The organism is Zavarzinia marina, from assembly GCF_021568905.1.
GTDB classification, from domain to species: Bacteria; Pseudomonadota; Alphaproteobacteria; order Zavarziniales; family Zavarziniaceae; genus Zavarzinia; species Zavarzinia marina.
In genome coordinates, this window is record NZ_JAKGSB010000004.1 from 376,776 (window position 1) to 394,122 (window position 17,347).

At 68.8% G+C, this 17,347-nt stretch carries 19 protein-coding genes; 13 read left to right on the forward strand and 6 right to left on the reverse strand.

The window, feature by feature from the left end:
* Nucleotides 1–2 precede the first annotated feature (2 nt).
* The 3 genes from L2U69_RS13170 to L2U69_RS13180 are packed head-to-tail and all read right to left on the reverse strand — an operon-like array spanning nt 3 to nt 2,166.
* Nucleotides 3–332 carry a hypothetical protein gene (locus tag L2U69_RS13170; protein ID WP_236107570.1) on the reverse strand — a complete coding sequence of 110 codons (330 nt, stop codon included), beginning with the start codon at nt 330–332 and terminating at the stop codon, nt 3–5.
* Nucleotides 329–1,510 carry a UDP-N-acetylglucosamine 2-epimerase gene (neuC, locus tag L2U69_RS13175; protein ID WP_236107571.1) on the reverse strand — a complete coding sequence of 394 codons (1,182 nt, stop codon included), beginning with the start codon at nt 1,508–1,510 and terminating at the stop codon, nt 329–331. Before neuC ends, L2U69_RS13170 begins: the two co-directional genes overlap by 4 nt.
* Nucleotides 1,507–2,166 (reverse strand): acylneuraminate cytidylyltransferase family protein, encoded by a 660-nt coding sequence (locus L2U69_RS13180; protein WP_236107572.1) that lies wholly within the window; start codon nt 2,164–2,166, stop codon nt 1,507–1,509. Before L2U69_RS13180 ends, neuC begins: the two co-directional genes overlap by 4 nt.
* Before the next feature lie 81 nt (nt 2,167–2,247).
* Here L2U69_RS13180 and L2U69_RS13185 point away from each other — a divergent pair, with 81 nt between their 5' ends.
* Nucleotides 2,248–3,234: an NAD-dependent 4,6-dehydratase LegB gene (locus L2U69_RS13185; protein WP_236107573.1), complete on the forward strand. Its 987-nt coding sequence runs from the start codon at nt 2,248–2,250 to the stop codon at nt 3,232–3,234.
* Nucleotides 3,235–3,242: 8 nt separating this feature from the next.
* Nucleotides 3,243–4,412 (forward strand): LegC family aminotransferase, encoded by a 1,170-nt coding sequence (locus L2U69_RS13190; protein ID WP_236107574.1) that lies wholly within the window; start codon nt 3,243–3,245, stop codon nt 4,410–4,412.
* 97 nt (nt 4,413–4,509) lie between these two features.
* Here the strand turns inward: L2U69_RS13190 and aguB are convergent, their stop codons facing one another.
* Nucleotides 4,510–5,403, reverse strand: coding sequence for an N-carbamoylputrescine amidase (gene aguB, locus L2U69_RS13195; RefSeq protein WP_236107575.1), 894 nt, complete (start codon nt 5,401–5,403; stop codon nt 4,510–4,512).
* A gap of 119 nt (nt 5,404–5,522) precedes the next feature.
* Here aguB and aguA point away from each other — a divergent pair, with 119 nt between their 5' ends.
* The 4 genes from aguA to L2U69_RS13215 are packed head-to-tail and all read left to right on the forward strand — an operon-like array spanning nt 5,523 to nt 8,792.
* The gene (aguA, locus tag L2U69_RS13200) at nt 5,523–6,626 is read left to right on the forward strand and encodes an agmatine deiminase (RefSeq protein ID WP_236107576.1); all 1,104 of its coding nucleotides are present in this window, start codon (nt 5,523–5,525) and stop codon (nt 6,624–6,626) included.
* Between the two features lie 20 nt (nt 6,627–6,646).
* Entirely contained in the window at nt 6,647–7,111 is a 465-nt protein-coding gene (locus tag L2U69_RS13205) for a RidA family protein (RefSeq protein ID WP_236107577.1), read from the forward strand.
* Between the two features lie 30 nt (nt 7,112–7,141).
* Entirely contained in the window at nt 7,142–7,873 is a 732-nt protein-coding gene (locus L2U69_RS13210; RefSeq protein WP_236107664.1) for a glycerophosphodiester phosphodiesterase family protein, read from the forward strand.
* Nucleotides 7,874–7,922: 49 nt separating this feature from the next.
* Nucleotides 7,923–8,792, forward strand: a complete 870-nt coding sequence (locus L2U69_RS13215) for an HpcH/HpaI aldolase/citrate lyase family protein (protein WP_236107578.1) — start codon at nt 7,923–7,925, stop codon at nt 8,790–8,792.
* Between the two features lie 33 nt (nt 8,793–8,825).
* Here L2U69_RS13215 and L2U69_RS13220 read toward each other — a convergent pair whose 3' ends face one another.
* Nucleotides 8,826–9,515 (reverse strand): TetR family transcriptional regulator, encoded by a 690-nt coding sequence (locus L2U69_RS13220; RefSeq protein WP_236107579.1) that lies wholly within the window; start codon nt 9,513–9,515, stop codon nt 8,826–8,828.
* 102 nt (nt 9,516–9,617) lie between these two features.
* On the opposite strand from L2U69_RS13220, the gene L2U69_RS13225 reads away from it, so the two are divergent.
* The 7 genes from L2U69_RS13225 (at nt 9,618) to L2U69_RS13255 (ending at nt 16,839) form a co-directional block, all read left to right on the forward strand.
* The gene (locus L2U69_RS13225) at nt 9,618–10,715 is read left to right on the forward strand and encodes a ferredoxin reductase (RefSeq protein ID WP_236107580.1); all 1,098 of its coding nucleotides are present in this window, start codon (nt 9,618–9,620) and stop codon (nt 10,713–10,715) included.
* Nucleotides 10,716–10,740: 25 nt separating this feature from the next.
* The gene (locus L2U69_RS13230; RefSeq protein WP_236107581.1) at nt 10,741–11,853 is read left to right on the forward strand and encodes a fatty acid desaturase family protein; all 1,113 of its coding nucleotides are present in this window, start codon (nt 10,741–10,743) and stop codon (nt 11,851–11,853) included.
* A gap of 93 nt (nt 11,854–11,946) precedes the next feature.
* Nucleotides 11,947–12,555, forward strand: coding sequence for a TetR/AcrR family transcriptional regulator (locus L2U69_RS13235; RefSeq protein ID WP_236107582.1), 609 nt, complete (start codon nt 11,947–11,949; stop codon nt 12,553–12,555).
* Nucleotides 12,552–14,045 (forward strand): MFS transporter, encoded by a 1,494-nt coding sequence (locus tag L2U69_RS13240; protein ID WP_236107583.1) that lies wholly within the window; start codon nt 12,552–12,554, stop codon nt 14,043–14,045. The genes L2U69_RS13235 and L2U69_RS13240 overlap by 4 nt, the downstream gene beginning before the upstream one ends.
* 15 nt (nt 14,046–14,060) lie before the next feature.
* Nucleotides 14,061–15,248, forward strand: a complete 1,188-nt coding sequence (locus L2U69_RS13245; RefSeq protein WP_236107584.1) for a GNAT family N-acetyltransferase — start codon at nt 14,061–14,063, stop codon at nt 15,246–15,248.
* A gap of 68 nt (nt 15,249–15,316) precedes the next feature.
* A complete protein-coding gene (locus tag L2U69_RS13250) occupies nt 15,317–15,766 on the forward strand; it encodes an HIT family protein (RefSeq protein WP_236107585.1) in 450 nt (149 codons plus the stop codon).
* A 5-nt stretch (nt 15,767–15,771) separates the two neighbouring features.
* Entirely contained in the window at nt 15,772–16,839 is a 1,068-nt protein-coding gene (locus L2U69_RS13255) for an AAA family ATPase (protein WP_236107586.1), read from the forward strand.
* Between the two features lie 4 nt (nt 16,840–16,843).
* Here L2U69_RS13255 and L2U69_RS13260 read toward each other — a convergent pair whose 3' ends face one another.
* Nucleotides 16,844–17,302 (reverse strand): host attachment protein, encoded by a 459-nt coding sequence (locus L2U69_RS13260; RefSeq protein ID WP_236107587.1) that lies wholly within the window; start codon nt 17,300–17,302, stop codon nt 16,844–16,846.
* Nucleotides 17,303–17,347 lie beyond the last annotated feature (45 nt).

The following is a 17,347-nucleotide window of genomic DNA, read 5'->3' on the forward strand; positions in this document are numbered from 1 at the left end:
GATCATGCCGCCTTGCCGGACTCGAGGATCCGTTCGGACATATTGAGGTTCAGGTCGATCAGCTTCTGGATGAGCTGGTCGTCGACGTCCGCGCGCAGTGCCGCCGCCACCTTGGCGACGAAAGTGGTGGTGCGGTTGACGAAATCCACGGTTTCCACCGGCAGGCCCCTTGCCGCCGCCTCGTCGCTGAGGCGCAGCCACATTTCGGCATTGACGCCCAGGGCCTTGTCCAGGGTGGCCAGCGCCATGCGCGCCTGGTCCAGGAGCACGGCGCTCTGCAGGAAGGGGAAGGCGGATTCTTCCACCTGGTTGAGTTTCTCGCTTTCGGTCATGGGCGCGGGTCCTCCTCTCCGAGGGCCTCATCCTGGAACCGTTTGCGTAAAATATCGGTGAACGGGACCTGCTCCAGCACCTTGCGGATGCGCGCGGCCGCCGTGCCGTCGCCGAAGGCGTCGCGATCCACGAGGCCGCGAAATTCGGGCGCGGTCACGCGCGCCAGGGCCGCTGCCACCGCCGCCGGCTCGCCCGGGCAGTCGAGGACGCCGGCGGGCCGCAGGCGCCCCGCCTGCCGTTCCCCGATGTTGAGGCAGGGCGTGCCGAGGCTGGGCGCCTCGATGAGGCCGGACGACGAATTGCCGACCACCGCCGCCGCCAGCGCCACCGCCGAGAGATAGGCGCGCCGCCCGAGGGACGGCACCAGCACCGCCCGCCCGGGCCGCGCCGCGACGAAGGCGTCGAGCCGGGCCCGCACCGCCAGGCCGCCGGGATCGGCATTGGGCGCCGTCGCCAGAACCTTCAGATCCGGCCGGCCGTCGAGGGCCTGGAGCAGGGCGTCGAGTTCGCCGAGGCTGGCCGCGTCCCCCGCCAGGGTCGCCGGGTGATAGGTCAGCAGCACGAAGCCGCCGTCCAGCGCCAGCCCCGCCCGCGCCGACAGGTCCGCGAGGGAGAGCCGCGGCTCCGCCCGGATGTTGTCGACGGCGAGCGAGCCGACGCAGTGAACCCGCCACGCCTCCTCCCCCATGCGGCGGATGCGGGCGGCATAGGCGGGATGGGCGGTGAAATGCAGCACGGCAAGCTTGGTCAGGGCATGGCGCACGGCATCGTCCAGCGCCCCCTCGGTGACATGGCCGCCTTCGAGGTGGATCAACGGCAGGCGCATGGCGACGGTCGCCGTCGCCACCGCCAGCATTTCATAGCGATCGCCCAGCACGACCACCGCATCGGGCCGCAGCCGGGTAAAGGCGGTGCCGAAACCGGCCAGGCCCTGTGCCAGCGCCGCCACGCGCCCTTCATCGTCCGTTGCCTCGCCGATCGGCATGGCGACCCGGGCGGCGATGGCGACACCATCCGCCTCGATCTCCGCCGCCGTGCCGCCGGCATCGAGATGGGTGCCGCTGATCACCAGCAGGGGTTCGAGGCTGTCGCTATCGCCGAGCGCCCGGATCAGGGGCACCAGCAGGCCGTATTCGGCCCGTGTCGTGGTGACGATGGCGATGCGTCTCTTGTTCATGGCGCCAAGGCTTCCGCCAGGCGCCAGTCGAAGGCGGTGTCGATGTCGATAGAACGGTCCTGCGGCATCTCGAAGGCAAGTGTGCCGGGCGGATCGAAAGTCCGCGCCTGTCGCAGTACGTCGGTCGCGACGGCATAGAAGGCACCGTTGAGCAGACGGACGCCAGCTTCGTCGCCCGGATCGAACGGGACGGCCGTGCCATCCGCCGCCAGCCGGACATGGAAGCGCAGCGGCTTGAACGGTGCCGTCACCCCGACCACGGCCGGGGCGCCGCGCCCGACCATCAGGCGCAAGCCCGCCTCGATGTCGGCCGCCGTCCTGAGCGGCGAGGTCGGCTGCAGGAGAAGGAGGACATCCGCCCCCTCGCCCAAGGTATCGAGGGCATGGAGCGCGACGTCGACCGAAGTCGCGGCATCGTCGGACAGGGCGGCGGGGCGCATGAAGGGGACTTCGGCGCCGGCGGTACGGGCCGCATTCGCGATGTCCTCGTCGTCGGTCGAGACCACGACACGGTCGACGCCGGGCGCGCCGAGGGCGGCCGCCACGCTCCAGGCGATCAGCGGCCGGCCCTTGAAGGGCATCACGTTCTTACCCGGCAGACGGCGCGAGCCCCCCCGGGCGGGGATGAGCGCCAGCACGCGCTTGTTCTCGATCATGGTTCCGACGTTCTGCGAACAGGCTGAATGTTTCCTTAACGATCCCGTGGAATCATGGCGCCGACAAGGAGACGAACCACCATGACGGGCAAGATACTGGTCACCGGCGCCGACGGCTTCATCGGCTCCCATCTGGTTGAGACCCTGGTCCGTCAAGGCCGCGATGTCCGCGCCTTCGTCTTCTACAATTCCTTCAATTCCTGGGGCTGGCTGGATCAGGCGGCACCCGACGTCGCCGGAAAATTCGACGTCTTCGCCGGTGACATCCGCGACGGCCACGGCGTGCGCGAGGCGATGAAGGGAGTCGACACGGTCCTGCACCTCGCGGCCCTGATCGCCATTCCCTTCAGCTATCATTCCCCCGGCGCCTATGTGGACACCAATATCACCGGCACCCTGAACGTGCTTCAGGCCGCCCGCGACCTCGGCGTCCGGCGCATCGTCCATACCTCGACCAGCGAAGTCTATGGCACCGCGCGCTTCGTGCCGATCACCGAGGACCATCCGCTTCAGGGCCAGTCGCCCTATTCGGCGACCAAGATCGGCGCCGACCAACTCGCCCTTTCGTTCCATGCCAGTTTCGGCCTGCCGGTCGCGGTGGCACGCCCCTTCAATACTTATGGCCCTCGCCAGTCGGCCCGTGCCGTGATCCCGACCATCATCACCCAGGTCCTGGCCGGCCAGCGCCGGATCAAGCTGGGCGCCACCCATCCGACCCGGGATTTCAACTATGTCGGCGACACGGTCGCGGGCTTCATCGCGCTCGCCGACAGCGGGATTTCGGGCGAGGTGGTGAATTTCGGCAGCGACGCCGAAATCTCCATCGGCGATACCGCGCGCCTGATCGCCGAGGTGATCGGCACCGAGATCGAAATCCAGTCCGACGACCAGCGCTTCCGCCCCGCCCTCTCGGAGGTCGAACGGCTGTGGGCGTCCAACGACAAGGCGCGCCGCCTGCTCGGCTGGGGGCCGCAGGTGACTTTACGCGAAGGTCTGGCGCGCACGGTCGAATGGTTCCGCGATCCCGCCAACCTCGGCCGCTACAAGACCGGCCAATACAACATCTGAGGCACCCCATGCATCCCTTGAGCCGGCGGCTCGGCGAGATCATCCGCGAGGATCTGAAGCTCGAAGGCCATGTCCCGCTGCATAGCCCCGTGTTCCAGGGCCGCGAATGGGATTACGTGAAGGATTGCCTGGATACCGGCTGGGTCTCTTCCGTCGGCTCCTATGTCGATGCCTTCGAGGCGGCCATGGCGGCCCGCGCCGGCACCCGCTTCGCCGTCGCCACGGTGAACGGCACGGCGGCCCTGCACGCCAGTCTCCATGCCCTCGGCGTCGGCCCGGGCGATCTCGTGGTCTGCCCGACGCTGACCTTCGTCGCTTCCGCCAACGCGATCGCCTATTGCGGCGCGAGCCCGCTGCTCGCCGACAGCGAGGCGGAGACCCTCGGCCTCGATGCCGCCGGCCTCGCCAATTTCCTGGCGAAGCGCACCGTGCGCCGCGCGGGCGGGGTCTATCTCGACGACCGCCGGGTGGCGGCGATCCTGCCGGTTCATCTGTTCGGCCATGCCGCCGACCTGACCGCCCTCGGGGAGGTCGCCGCCGACCACGGCCTGCCCATGGTGGAGGATGCGAGCGAGGCGCTAGGCACGTTGCACCGGGGCCGGCCCTGCGGCGGTGTCGGGCTGATCGGCACCTTCTCCTTCAACGGCAACAAGATCGTCACCTGCGGCGGCGGCGGCATGATCGTGACCGACGACGAACCCCTGGCGCAGCGCCTGAAGCATCTGACCACCACGGCGCGGTTGCGCCATGCCTGGCAGTTCATGCATGACGAAGTGGGCTTCAACTATCGCCTGCCCAACCTGAACGCGGCGCTCGGCCTCGCCCAGCTCGAACGCCTGGACGAAATGATCGAGGGCAAGCGCCGCCTCGCCGACTTCTACCGCGAACGCCTGTCGGGCCTCAGGGGTGTCCGCTTCGTCGACGAGCCCGCGGGCGACCGCAGCATCTTCTGGCTGAACGCCGCCCTGGTGACGGACGAGCGCATGCGCGACCGGGTGCTGGAGGAAACCAACGAAGCGGGCATCGACACCCGCCCGGCCTGGATCCCCATGCACGACCTGCCCGCCTTCCGCGACACGCCGCGTACCGGCAATTTCCCGGTTGCGACGGAAATCGTCGCCCGCCTCGTCAACCTGCCGTCCAGCGCCTGGATGGCCGAGCATCTGCCCAAGACATAAATCTCGTCGCCCCGGCGAAGGCCGGGGCCTTCCACCGGAACAGCGCCTTCTCGTCACGAGGTCCCGGCCTGCGCCGGGATGACGCTTAAGAGAGGGCTCAGTAACCGCTGGCGATATGCGGGTTCTCGCCGTCCAATGACAGCAACGGATCGTAGAGTTCCGGCCGGCGGTCGCGGAACACGCCCCAGGACCGTCTTTGATGCGCCACCGCATCGAGATCGAAGGTGGCGGTCAGCACCGTCTCGGTCTTGCGGTCCGCCTCGGCAATCTTGGCGCCGGTCGGATCGGCGATGAAGGAGGAGCCGTAGAAGGTGATCTCCGTCCCGTGCTTGCCGGGCTCCGTGCCGATCCGGTTGGAGGCGACCAGCGGCGTGACATTGGCGCCCGCATGGCCCTGCATCACCCGCTGCCAATGGCCCGACGAATCGAGGGACTTGTCGTGGGGTTCGGTGCCGATGGCGGTCGGGTAGAACAGCACTTCCGCCCCCATCAGGGCCATGGCGCGCGCCGTCTCCGGGAACCATTGATCCCAGCAGATGCCGACGCCGATCCGGGCAAAGCGCGTATCCCAGACCCGGAACCCGGTATCGCCGGGGGAGAAATAGAATTTCTCGGTATAGCCCGGCCCGTCCGGAATATGGCTCTTGCGGTAATTGCCGAGCACCGAGCCATCGGCATCCACGACGGCGAGGGAATTGAAGAAGGCCTGACCCGCCTTCTCGAAATAGGAGACGGGCAGCACGACCTCGAGTTCCGCCGCCAGCCGGGCGAAATGGGCGATCAGCGGATTGTCGGCGAAGGGCTGCGCCAGATCGAAATAATCGTGGATCTGGTCCTGGCAGAAATAGGGCGTCTCGAACAATTCCTGGATCAGGATGATCCGGGCGCCCCTGCCCGCCGCCTCGCGCACCAGCGCCTCGGCCCGGGCGATATTGCCCTTCAGGTCCCAGTCGCAGGCCATCTGAGTCGCGGCCACCGTCACGTTGCGCATCTTCGCACTCCCTTGGTCGAAGCCGCAGTCTGCCAAATCCACCTTGCAAGTTGAAGACGGGCGAACCTTGAAGGTCGGCTGATCGCACGGCAGGATGTGGGCCCGCCCTGGAGTGCCTCATGTCCGAGACCCTGACTTCGACTCCCCGCGCCGACGGTTTCCGCATGCCGGGGGAATTCGAGCCCCATCAAGGCTGCTGGATGGTCTGGCCCGAACGTCCGGACAATTGGCGCGACGGCGCGAAGCCGGCGCAGGACGCCTTCGCCGCGGTCGCGAGCGCCATCGCCGAAGGGGAGCCGGTGACCGTGCTGGCGTCGGGCCGGCAATTCGTCAACGCCAGGCGCCAATTGCCCCGCCACATCCGCGTAATCGAGGCGAGCAGCAATGACTCATGGTGCCGCGACACCGGCCCGACATTCGTTACCGACGACAAGGGCCGGCTGCGCGGTGTCGACTGGGGCTTCAACGCCTGGGGCGGGCTCTATTCGCCCTCGGACCTCGACGATCTTGTCGCCGCCAAGATCCTGGAGGTGGAGCGGGTGCCGCGCTATCGCGCCCCCCTGATCCTCGAAGGCGGCTCCATCCATGTCGACGGCGAGGGCACGGTGCTGACCACCGAGGAATGCCTGCTGAACCCCAATCGCAACCCCCATCTCTCCCGCGCCGAGATCGAGGGCCATCTGCGCGACTATCTGAATGTCGAGACAGTGATCTGGCTCGGCCCCGGCGTCTTCGAGGACGAGACCGACGGCCATATCGACAATCTGGCGTGCTATGTTAAGCCCGGCGTCGTCGCCCTGACCTGGACCGAGGACCGGGACGACCCGCAATATGAAATCTCCCGCGATGCCCTGGACCGCCTGTCGCACGCCCGCGATGCCAAGGGTCGCGGCATCGAAGTGGTGAAACTGCCCGCCCCCGGCCCCCTGTTCGCGACCGCCGAGGAAGCCGCCAGCGTCGACTTCGGCGGTCTCGACGACGAGGGCGGCATGGAACGCGGCGGCGGACACCGTCTCGCCGGCTCCTACGCCAATTTCTACATCGGAAACGGCGTCGTCGTGCTGCCCCTGCTCGACCCGAAGACCGACGCGGCGGCGGTGGAGATCGTGGCGCGCCTGTTCCCCACCCGCCGGGTGATCCCGGTGCCGGGCCGCGAAATCCTGCTCGGCGGCGGCAACGTCCATTGCATCACCCAGCAGCAGCCGATCGGCCGTCCCGGCTGATCCGTAACGAGGAAGACGACATGAGCAACGCCATCGACGCCAGATTGGAAAGCCTGGGCATCACCCTGCCGGTGCCCGCCGCGCCGGTCGCCAATTACGTGCCCTTCGTCGTCACCGGCAACATGCTGTTCATTTCCGGCCAATTGCCCATTGGGGCCGACGGTCTGGTCAAGGGCAAGCTGGGCGTGACCATGGATGCGGCCGAGGGTGCGGCTGCGGCCCGTCTCTGCGCCATCAACCTGATCGCCCAGGCCAGGATCGCGCTGGGCGGCGATCTTTCCCGGGTGAAGCGGGTCGTCAAACTGGTCGCCTTCATCGCCTGCGCCGATGATTTCGCCGATCAGCCGAAGGTCGCCAACGGCGCCTCCGACCTCTTCGTCAAGGTCTTCGGGGACGCGGGCCGTCACGCCCGTTCGGCGGTGGGCACCAATGCCCTGCCGCTGGGCGCCGCGGTCGAAGTCGAAGCCATCTACGAAATCGCCTGAGCCGCGAAGCGGGGGAACATCTTGAATTCCATGGCGTGGCTGCGCGACCTGCCGGTCGCTCATCGCGGGCTGCACGACGCGGCGGCCGGCGTGCCCGAAAATTCCCGTGCCGCCTTCGCGGCGGCGGCCGCCGCCGGCTATGCCATCGAATTCGACATCCAGGTCTCGGCCGACGGCGTGCCCATGGTGTTCCACGACGACACCCTGGACCGCATGACGCCCGAAAGCGGCCGGGTCGACACCTGGCGCTGCGGCGATCTGCGCGACCTGCAACTGGCCGGCACGGCTGAGACCATCCCGACCCTGGCCGAGGTGCTGCGCCTCATCAATGGCAAGGTACCCCTTCTGATCGAGGTGAAGGCGGCGCGCGGCAAGGTCGGCCCCCTCGAAGCCGCGACCGCCGCCGTCCTCGAGAATTATCGCGGGCGCTTCGCCGTGCAGTCCTTCAATCCGCAGTCGATCGGCTGGTTCAGGCGCCACGCCCCCCGGGTCGCCCGGGGCCAGATCTCCATGGACTACCGGATGGACGACGAGGGCGGCGTGAAACCCTGGCAGGCCTGGTTCCTGACCCATATGCTGTTCAACCGCCTGACCCGGCCCCATTTCATCGCCTATGACGTCCGTGCCCTGCCCCAGCGCGCCGTCGCCCGGGCCCGCGCCGCCGGCCTGCCCGCCCTGACCTGGACCGTGCGCACGCCCGCCGACCGGAAGCGCGCCGCGGCCAATGCCGACAACATCATCTTCGAGGGTTTTCGCCCCTGAACCTCGCGGCCCCGCCGCCACCGACATGAAGAAGCACGGGGAAACGACCATGGAACAGCATGCGCCTTCGGCGCGGATCGCGCCGCGCAACGTCCTCTTCGCCAGCGTCGAGAACGAGAGCCTGCTGGCCAGGGTCGGAGCGGATGTGGTCGATGCCGTCATCCTGGATCTGGAGGACGAGGTCGTGCCCGCGAACAAGGATGCGGCCCGGGCCCTGCTCGCGCCCCGGATCGCCGCCCTGCCGTCGCGGATCACCGTCTTCATCCGCACCAATTCGGTGCGCGCGCCCTGGTTCGCCGACGATATGCGGGTGATCACCGGCCTGCCCCGGGTCGATGCGGTGGTGGTGCCCAAGGTCGAATCCGGGGCCGAACTGGAAACCGCCCATGCGGCGGCGCGGGCGGCGAACCGCTCCCTGCCGCTGGTCGCGGTGCTGGAATCGCCGCCCGCCTTCACCGATCTCGCCGGCATCACCGGCGCCGCCGTGCCGCTCGCCGGTTTCACCATGGGGCCGTTCGATCTTTCCCGCGCGCTCGGCTGCCGGCGCGACGACGATGCCCCGCCGGTCGTCCATGCGCGCGCCATGGCACTGATGGCGGCACGAAGTCATGGGCTCTTCGCGGTCGACGGCCCGGTCGCCCGCGACCTGATCGGCGATGCCCGTCAGGACGCCTTTCGCCGCGCCCGCGCCATGGGCTTCGACGCCAAGATCGTCACCTCCCTCGAGGATGCCGCCGCCGTGCGCGACATATTCACCCCGACCGAGGACGAAATCGCGCTCGCCCGGGCCATCGTCGCCGCCTTCGACGGCCGCCCCCAGGAAGAACTGGCGTTCCTGCCCGGCGGCGCCACCGTCGACCGCCGCAACCTGATCCTGTCGATGCGGCTGCTGGCCAAGGCCGGTCGCGCCCTGAGGTAGGGCGCACCCTGAGATAAGGCGCACCCTGGGTTATCAAGGGGCCGGCGTCTCTTCCGGCATCGCATCGCGCCAGGCATTGGCGCCGATGAAGATGATCTGAACCTGCTGCACGAAATCCTCGACCAGGCGGCGGGCGGCGGCGGGATCGGCCTCGGTCGCTTCAAGGATGTCGACGGCGGCGTTCAGCATGGTGTGGACCACGAGGGAACAGACGTTGCGCAGCGTCGCTTCCGAGAGATGGTCGACGGTTCCCTGCGCCCGGACGTCCTTGGCCATCTCGTCGACGAAAAGGTCCACCTCCCCTCGGATGGCGCGCCCCATGGCCGAATTGCGGCCGTAGCGATTGGCGGCGATGCGGAAATACTGCGGGTTGGCGCGGACATACATCCAGAACACCATCACCGACTGGCGCACCGTGTCGTCCGTCGGCAGGCGTGCCTGGCGCACCTCGCGCAGCATCTCGCGCAGGAGCCGGCCGCAATCGTCGACGATCGTCAGGCCCAGATCCTCCATATCCTTGAAATGGCGATAGAAGGCCGCCGGCACCACGCCGGCGCGGCGCGTCACCTCGCGAAGACTGAGGGCTTCGAAGCCGCGCCCGTCCGACAACAGGGACAGGGCCGCATCCGCCAGGGCACGCCGCGTGCGCTGACCCTTTTCCGTGGGCGCTTCCGAGGGGGTGTCGGCGCCGTCATCGCGGTCGCGCCGTCTAAGCCGAGCCATGCTCACACTCCAATTTTTGTGAACACATGTTGACATGCGGATCATTCCAAGTAAAGTGTACACATGTTCACTTAATGACGAACACATTCACGGAAACGCGCCATGCCCCGGACCGCCACCCCAATGATGACCCGCGTGAACGATGTCCTCGGCCTGTTCTTCACGCCGCTGAAGGCGTCCCATTACCTCGAACTGGTGAACCCGCTGTGGACCACCCACCGCCTGCAGGCGCGGATCGAGGCGGTCTGGGACGAGACGGCGGACAGCCGCACCCTGACGCTGCGTCCCGGCGCCGGCTGGCGCAGCCATCGCGCCGGCCAATACATCCGCCTGGGGGTGGAGAGCGGCGGCCTGCGCCACACCCGCACCTATTCCATCAGCTCGGCGCCGGAGCGGGCGGACGGCTGCATCACGGTGACGGTGAAGGCGATCCCCGGCGGCCGCGTCTCGCGCCATCTGGTGCGCGACGCACGGCCCGGCGACTTCCTGCCCGTCGGCCTGCCCCAGGGCGACTTCATCATGCCCGACGCCATGCCCACGCGCCCCCTGTTCATCACGGCGGGCAGCGGCATCACGCCGGTGATGGCCATGCTGCGCTCGGCGGCCCTGCGTGAGCGCATGCCCGATGTGGTCCACATCCATTACGCTCCCCATGCCCACGACGTGATCTTCGGCCATGAAATGCGGAAGCTGGCGTCGACGTACCCCCACTATCGCCTGAACGAAGTCCACACCCGCGACGTCGCCGACAGCGCCGAACGCCATTTCGGCGCGGCCCAGCTCGACGCGCTGTGCCCCGACTGGCGGGAGCGCGACGTCTGGTGTTGCGGCCCCGCCGGCCTGCTCGACGCGGTCGAGGCCCATTGGCAGGCCGCCGGCCTTGCGCGGCGCCTGCATGTCGAACGCTTCCGCGCCGCCCTGGCACCGGCCGACCCGGATGCGCGGGGCGGCACCGTCGCCTTCTCGACCAGCGGCGGTTCGGCCACGGCGGACGGCGCCACCCCCCTGCTTCGCGTCGCCGAGGACGCGGGCCTCAACCCCGCCCACGGCTGTCGCATGGGCATCTGCCACGGCTGCGACGCCACACTGGTTTCCGGCTGCGTGCGCGACCTGCGCACCGGCGCCCTGCTCGACGAGCCGGGCGAGAAGATCCAGGTCTGCGTCTGCGCCGCCGCCGGCGACTGCACCCTCGCCCTCTGACCCCATCTTCGCCGAGGAACACGACATGTCCCTGCCCGTCCATCTGACCGACCGCGAGATCGAGGATTTCGGCCGCGAGCTCGACGACATCTACGAAGAGGTCATGAACGACCGTGGCGAGGCCGACGCCCGCTACATCCGCCGCGTCATCAAGACCCAGCGCTGGCTGGCCGCGGTCGGCCGCGTCGGCATCTTCGCCAGCCTCGCCCTGCTGCCCGAATGGGGCCATGCGCTCGCCTCCTGGTGGGCCTTCGGCGCGGCCATGGCCTTCGGCGTCCTCTCGCTCGGCCTCGCCAAGATCCTGGAGAATATGGAGATCGGCCACAACGTCATGCACGCCCAGTGGGACTGGCTGCGCGATCCCGAGATCAACTCCGGCTCGTGGGAATGGGATTCGGTCTGCCCTTCGGACCAGTGGAAGCATTCCCACAACGTGATGCATCACACCTGGACCAATGTGATCGGGCGCGACCGCGACGTCGGCTACGGCATCCTGCGGGTCAACGCGGCCCAGCCCTGGCACCCGAAATATGTGCCGCAGATGCTCTACAACATGCTGCTGGCCGTGTTCTTCGAATGGGGTGTGGCGCTGCACGACGTCGAATTCGACCGCATCGTCACCGGCGACAAGAAACTCTCTGAAGCGATGCCCCTGATGCGCGGCATTCTGCGCAAGATCGCGCGTCAGGGCGCCAAGGATTACATCCTGTGGCCGCTGCTGGCCGGGCCCTTCTTCCTCTATGTCGCGGGTGCCAATGCCGTCGCCAACCTGATCCGCAATCTCTGGTCCTATGCCATCATCTTCTGCGGCCATTTCCCCGAAGGCTCCCAGGTCTTCACGGAAACGGACGTCGAGGGCGAGACGCGCGCGCGCTGGTATCTGCGCCAGCTCCTCGGCTCCTGCAACATCGAGGGCGGGCCGCTGTTCCACGTTCTGTCCGGCAACCTGAGCCACCAGATCGAACACCACCTGTTCCCCGACATGCCCAGCAACCGCTACCCGCAAGTGGCGCCCCGCGTGCGCGCGCTGTGCGACCGCTACGGCCTGCCCTACAACAGCGGCTCCCTGGCGCGCCAGTTCGGCACCACCACCTGGGCCATCGCCCGCCATTCCCTGCCCAGCGCCAAAGCGGCCTGAATTCGGGACGGAGGCCGGCGCCGGGGGGTTCTTCCCCGGCGCCTTTTTTCATGCTAAAAACGAAGGTGATCGTTCACTTTCTTTTGTGCAATCATGGGCAAGCGTGAAGACAATCGGGAAGAGCGGCGCCAGGCCATCCTGGCGGCGGCCAGAAGCCTTTTCGCCGAACGGGGCTTTCATGCCGCCGGCATGGCGGAGATCGCGGCGCGGTCGGGTGTGACGCCGGCCAATCTCTATCGCTATTTCCCGTCGAAATCGGCCATCGTCTGCGCCATCGCCGACGCCCAGCGCGAGCAGGTGGCGCGCGCCGTCACCGACGCCCAGGCGGCACCGGACGCGCGAAGCGCCCTCGCCCGTCTCCTCACCCATTTCATCAGGGCCGAGGCGGGCGATCCGGATCAGGGCCGCCTCTGGCTCGAGATCCTGGTGGAGACCGCGCGCAACCCGGAGGTCCGCCGAGCGGTCGAGGCGGACGACGCGGCGGTCAAGGCCGGCTTCCTCGCCGTCCTTCGGCGCGGCATCGCCGAGGGCGGCATGCGCGCCGATCTCGATCTCGATGCCACCGTGGTCTGGCTCATCGCGCTTCTCGACGGCGCCGTCGGGCGCATGGCGATCGAGCCCGAATTCGATCTCGCCCGCGCCACCGATGCCTTCATCGCCTTGTCGCTGCGCGCCCTCGCCCCCCTGGAGACCCGGCCATGACCGCCGATCCCCGCCGCTGGCTGATCCTCGCCACCGTCACCCTGTCCTTCCTGCCTGTGACCCTCGATTCGACGGTGCTCTATCTCGCCATTCCCGCCCTGACCCTCGATCTCGGCGCGACCGCGACGGAGATCCTGTGGATCATGGACATCTATCCCCTGACCATGGCGGGGCTGGTGCTGGTTTCGGGGCCCATGGGCGATCGCTTCGGTCAGCGCAACCTGCTGCTGACCGGGCTCGCCCTGTTCGGAGCGGCCTCCGGCTTCGCCGCCTTCGCGCCGACGCCCGCGCTGCTGATCGCCGCGCGCATCGGGCTGGCGCTCGGGGGCTGCATGATCATCCCCTCGACCCTCGCCCTGGTGCGCCGCATCTTCACCGACCCGCGCGAGCGCGGCATCGCCATCGGAGTCTGGAGTGCGGTCGCCTCCGCCGGCTCCGCCCTGGGGCCGGTCGTCGGCGGCCTGTTGCTGGAACATTTCTGGTGGGGCGCGGCCTTTCTGGTGAATGTGCCGATCACCCTCTTCGCGATCGCCGTCATCGCGCCCATGGTGCGCAACGAACCGCAGCCCGAAAGCGTGCCGCTGCAGCCCCTCACCGCCCTTGCCGGCATATTGGGCCTGATCGGCGTCGTCTATGCGATCAAGGAGATCGCGCGGGGCGGCGGCGACCCCGCCCTCACCGGCGCGGCCGGCGCTCTCGGCGTCGTGCTGCTCGGCGTCTTCGTGCGCCGGCAGTTGAGGTCGCCCGCCCCTATGCTGGACCTGCGCCTGTTCCGCCTGCGCCGCTTCTCGATCGGCGTCTTGATGGCGATCGGGCCGGTCATGGTCCTGATCGGCTTCGCGCTGGCGATCGTGCAGCAGATGCAGTTCGTCGACGGGCTGTCGCCGCTGGCGGCCGGCCTGGTCATCGTGCCGCTCGATGTCGCCGCCGCCGTCGCCGGCCCGGCCTCCGGCTATCTGCTGACGCGTCTCGGCATTCGGGCGCTCGGAGTCGGCGCGCTGGCCCTGGCCGGTCTCGGCTATGCCCTGCTGCTCGGCTTCGGCATGGCCGGTGTCGGCGCCGCCATGGTGCTGCTGGGCCTTGGCCATGGCGCCATCATGTCCATGGCCACCACGTCGATGATGAGTGCGGCCCCGGCCGACCGGGCGGGGGCGGCGGCGGCGATCGAATCGGTCTCCTATGAGGTCGGCACCGGCCTCGGGGTCGCGATCTTCGGGTCCGTGCTCGGCGTCGCCTATCTCGTCGCCTTCCAGGGGCCGACGGAACTGGGCGCCTCGATCGGCGCCACGCTCGCCGCCGCCGAAGCCCTGGGCGGCACCGCCGGCGAGGCCCTGGCCGAGGCGGGGCGCGCGGCCTTCGGCGAAGCCTTCCGAGCGGCATTGTGGCTGGCACTGGGCACGATCGTGCTCGTTGCGCTGGTGGTGCTGCGTCATGGGCCGCGCGCGGCCGTGGAAATGCCCACCATCGCCCTTGGCAAGCGGGCCCCGTGACGTCACCCTCTGCCCATGGTCGAGCGTAACGGCAAGCAAGAGGACGGCGACGGTCTTCGGATCGAGATCGCCCAGGGCGCCCATCTGGTGCCGGCATCCGCCTGGGATGCCTGCGCCGGCGGCGACAATCCCTTCGTCTGCCACGCCTTCTTCTCCTGCCTCGAGGACTCGGGCTGCGCCTCGCGGGAGACCGGCTGGGCGCCCCATCACCTCGTGCTTCGGGATGGCGCGGGCGACGTGATGGGCATCATGCCGCTCTATCTGAAGAGCCATTCCCAGGGCGAATATGTCTTCGACCAGGGCTGGGCCCAGGCCTATGAGCGCGCGGGCGGGCGCTATTACCCGAAGCTCCAGGCCAGCGTCCCCTTCACCCCCGTCACCGGGCCCCGCTTCCTGGTGGCGCCCGGCGCCGGGCGCGACGTGGTGGAACGGCTGCTGGCCAGGACCGCCATCGATCTCGCACGCTCCAACGGGCTCTCGTCCCTGCATGTCACCTTCGCGACCGAGGGCGAATGGCGGCGTCTGGCCGACGAGGACTTCCTGCAGCGCACCGACCGCCAGTTCCATTGGGACAATGCGGATTACGCGGACTTCGAGGCGTTCCTCACCGCGCTCTCGTCGCGGAAGCGAAAGCAGATCCGCAAGGAACGGCGCCAGGCGCTGGCCGACGGCGCGATCGAGATCCACGCCCTGACCGGCGACGCGCTGGCGCCCGAGCACTGGCATGCCTTCGAGCGCTGCTATCTTTCGACCGGCGCGATGAAATGGGGCAGGCCCTATCTGAACCGCGACTTCTTCCTGCGTCTGCACGAGACCATGCGCGACCGCGTGCTTCTGGTCATGGCGCGGCGGAACGGGCGCTGGATCGCCGGCGCCCTGAACCTGATCGGGCGGGACACGCTCTACGGCCGCAACTGGGGCTGCATCGAGGATCACCCCTGCCTGCATTTCGAGGTCTGCTATTACCAGGCGATCGAATTCGCCATCGCGCGCGGCCTGAAGCGGGTCGAGGCCGGCGCCCAGGGCGAGCACAAGCTGGCGCGCGGCTATGTCCCCCGCGCCACCCATTCCCTGCATTGGATCGCCGATCCCGGCTTTCGCCGCGCCGTCGCCGACTATCTGGAACGCGAACGCGCGGCGGTGGAGGACGAGTCGGACTGGCTTTCCGAACACGCCCCCTACCGCCACGAAGAAGGCCGTTGAGGCGCGCGATTGATCCGGCGCGGCGCGCTGGCTAGGCTGGCCCCGCCGTCGAAGGGAGTCGCTGATCCATGGCCAAGAGCCCGCTGCCGCCGCGCGATGCGGAATGCATCTTCTGCAAGATCGTCGCGGGCGAATTGCCCTGCCACAAGGTCCACGAGGACGAACACACCATCGCCTTCATGGACATCTTCCCGGCCAGCCCCGGCCATGTCCTGGTGATCCCCAAGGATCATCATCCCGACCTGCTGGCCATGCCGGACGACCTGCTGGGGCCGGTGATGGCAGCCACCCGCCGGGTCGCGCTGGCGGTCGCCAAGAGCCAGGGACCGGACGGCATGAATCTGTTCCAGGCCAACGGCGTCGCCGCCGGCCAGACCGTGTTTCATTTCCACATGCATATCCTGCCGCGCCGGACCGGCGATGGTGTGCTTTCCACCGAACACGGCAAGCGGGCCGGCGACCACGCCATGCTGGCCCGCGAGGCCGAGGCGTTGCGCGGCGCGCTCGCCGACATGTGAGTGCCTTGATCCGGCGCTTTCGCATCCGGAACTACCGCTCGCTGCGCGACGTCGAGATCGCGCCCGGCGCGTTGACGGTGGTGACGGGGGCGAACGGCGCCGGCAAGTCCAACCTCTACCGCGCCCTCACCCTGGCCGCGGCGGCGGCGCGCGGCACCATGGCCGCCACCATCGTCGAGGAGGGCGGCATGCCCTCCGTGCTCTGGGCCGGCGCATGGAAGCGCGACGAGCGCCGCCGCCTCGAGGTCGAGGTGGAGACGGACGATTGGTCCTTTTCGCTCGCCTGCGGCCTGCCGCCGCCGCCCCAGGGCGCCTTCGAACTCGACCCGCACGTGAAGATGGAGCGCCTATGCGATGCCGGCGGCCACCTGCTCCTCGAACGGAAGGGGCCCACGGCCTGGATGACGGCACGGGGCGCCCGAAGCCGCACCACCTATCCCGCCGAACTGGAGCCGCAGGAAGCCGCCCTGTCGCAATTGCGCGAACCGCATCTCTATCCCGATGTCGCCGTGGCCCAGGCGGTGTTGGCGCGGTGGCGCTTCTATCATCATTTCCGGACCGATGGCGGTTCGCCCCTGCGCCTTCCGCAGGTCGGCACACGGACGCCGGTCCTGGCGGCGGACGGCCGCGACCTCGCCGCCGCCCTGCAGACGATCCGCGAGATCGGCGATCCCGCCGCCCTGGCCCAGGCGATCGACCAGGCTTTTCCCGGGGCGCGCCTGGCGCTCGACATCCAGGACGGGCAATTCGCCCTCTTCCTGCATCAGGCCGGGTTCAAGCGTGCCTTCTCGGCCCGGGAACTGTCGGACGGGACGTTGCGCTATCTGTGCCTGGTCGCGGCCCTGCTGTCCCCGCGTCCGAGCCCCTTGCTGATCCTGAACGAGCCGGACCAGAGCCTGCACCCCGATCTCATGGCGCCGCTGGCCGGCCTGGTGCTGGCCGCCTCGCGCTTCTCGCAGGTCTGGGTCATCACCCACAGCGCCGATCTGGCGCGCCGCCTGACGCGGGCGGGCGCCACGAGTTTCGACCTCAGGATCGAGGCCGGGGCGACGATCGCCGAGGAAACGGCGTGAGGGGTCAGAAGCCGATGGCGGCGAGCAGGCGGGGCGAAAGTTCTTCCGTCGGCACCTGCACCAGATCCTTGTTCAGGGTGGCGTTGAGCCGGGCCCTTGCGCTGGCGCCGAGGACATTGCGGATGTCGCCCAGCATGGTGGGCGGGGCGGCGATGATCAGCCGGTCGTAGCGCCCGGCTCGGGCGGCATCGTTGAGCTGTTTCGCAAGATCCTCGGCGAAGGCGCGTTCCTCGGCGCGCAGCGGATCCTCCGCCGGCTCGATCGCCGCGCGGCGGCCGTCGGCGGTCGAATAGGCGCGGCCGGGCTGGTCTGTGCCGATCTCGCGGCTGAAATGATGGTTCCGAGGCGGCGGCACGAAGCCGCCGTCGACGGCCTCGAGTTCGGTGAAGGGCCGGGTCCCCTGAAGCAGGCGGGCGCCATGCGCGTCGGCCAGCATGATCCAGTAGAGCGGCAGGTGAGGCATGACAGGTTCTTCCCGAAAGACAGGTTTCGATCATGCGAAGGGCCG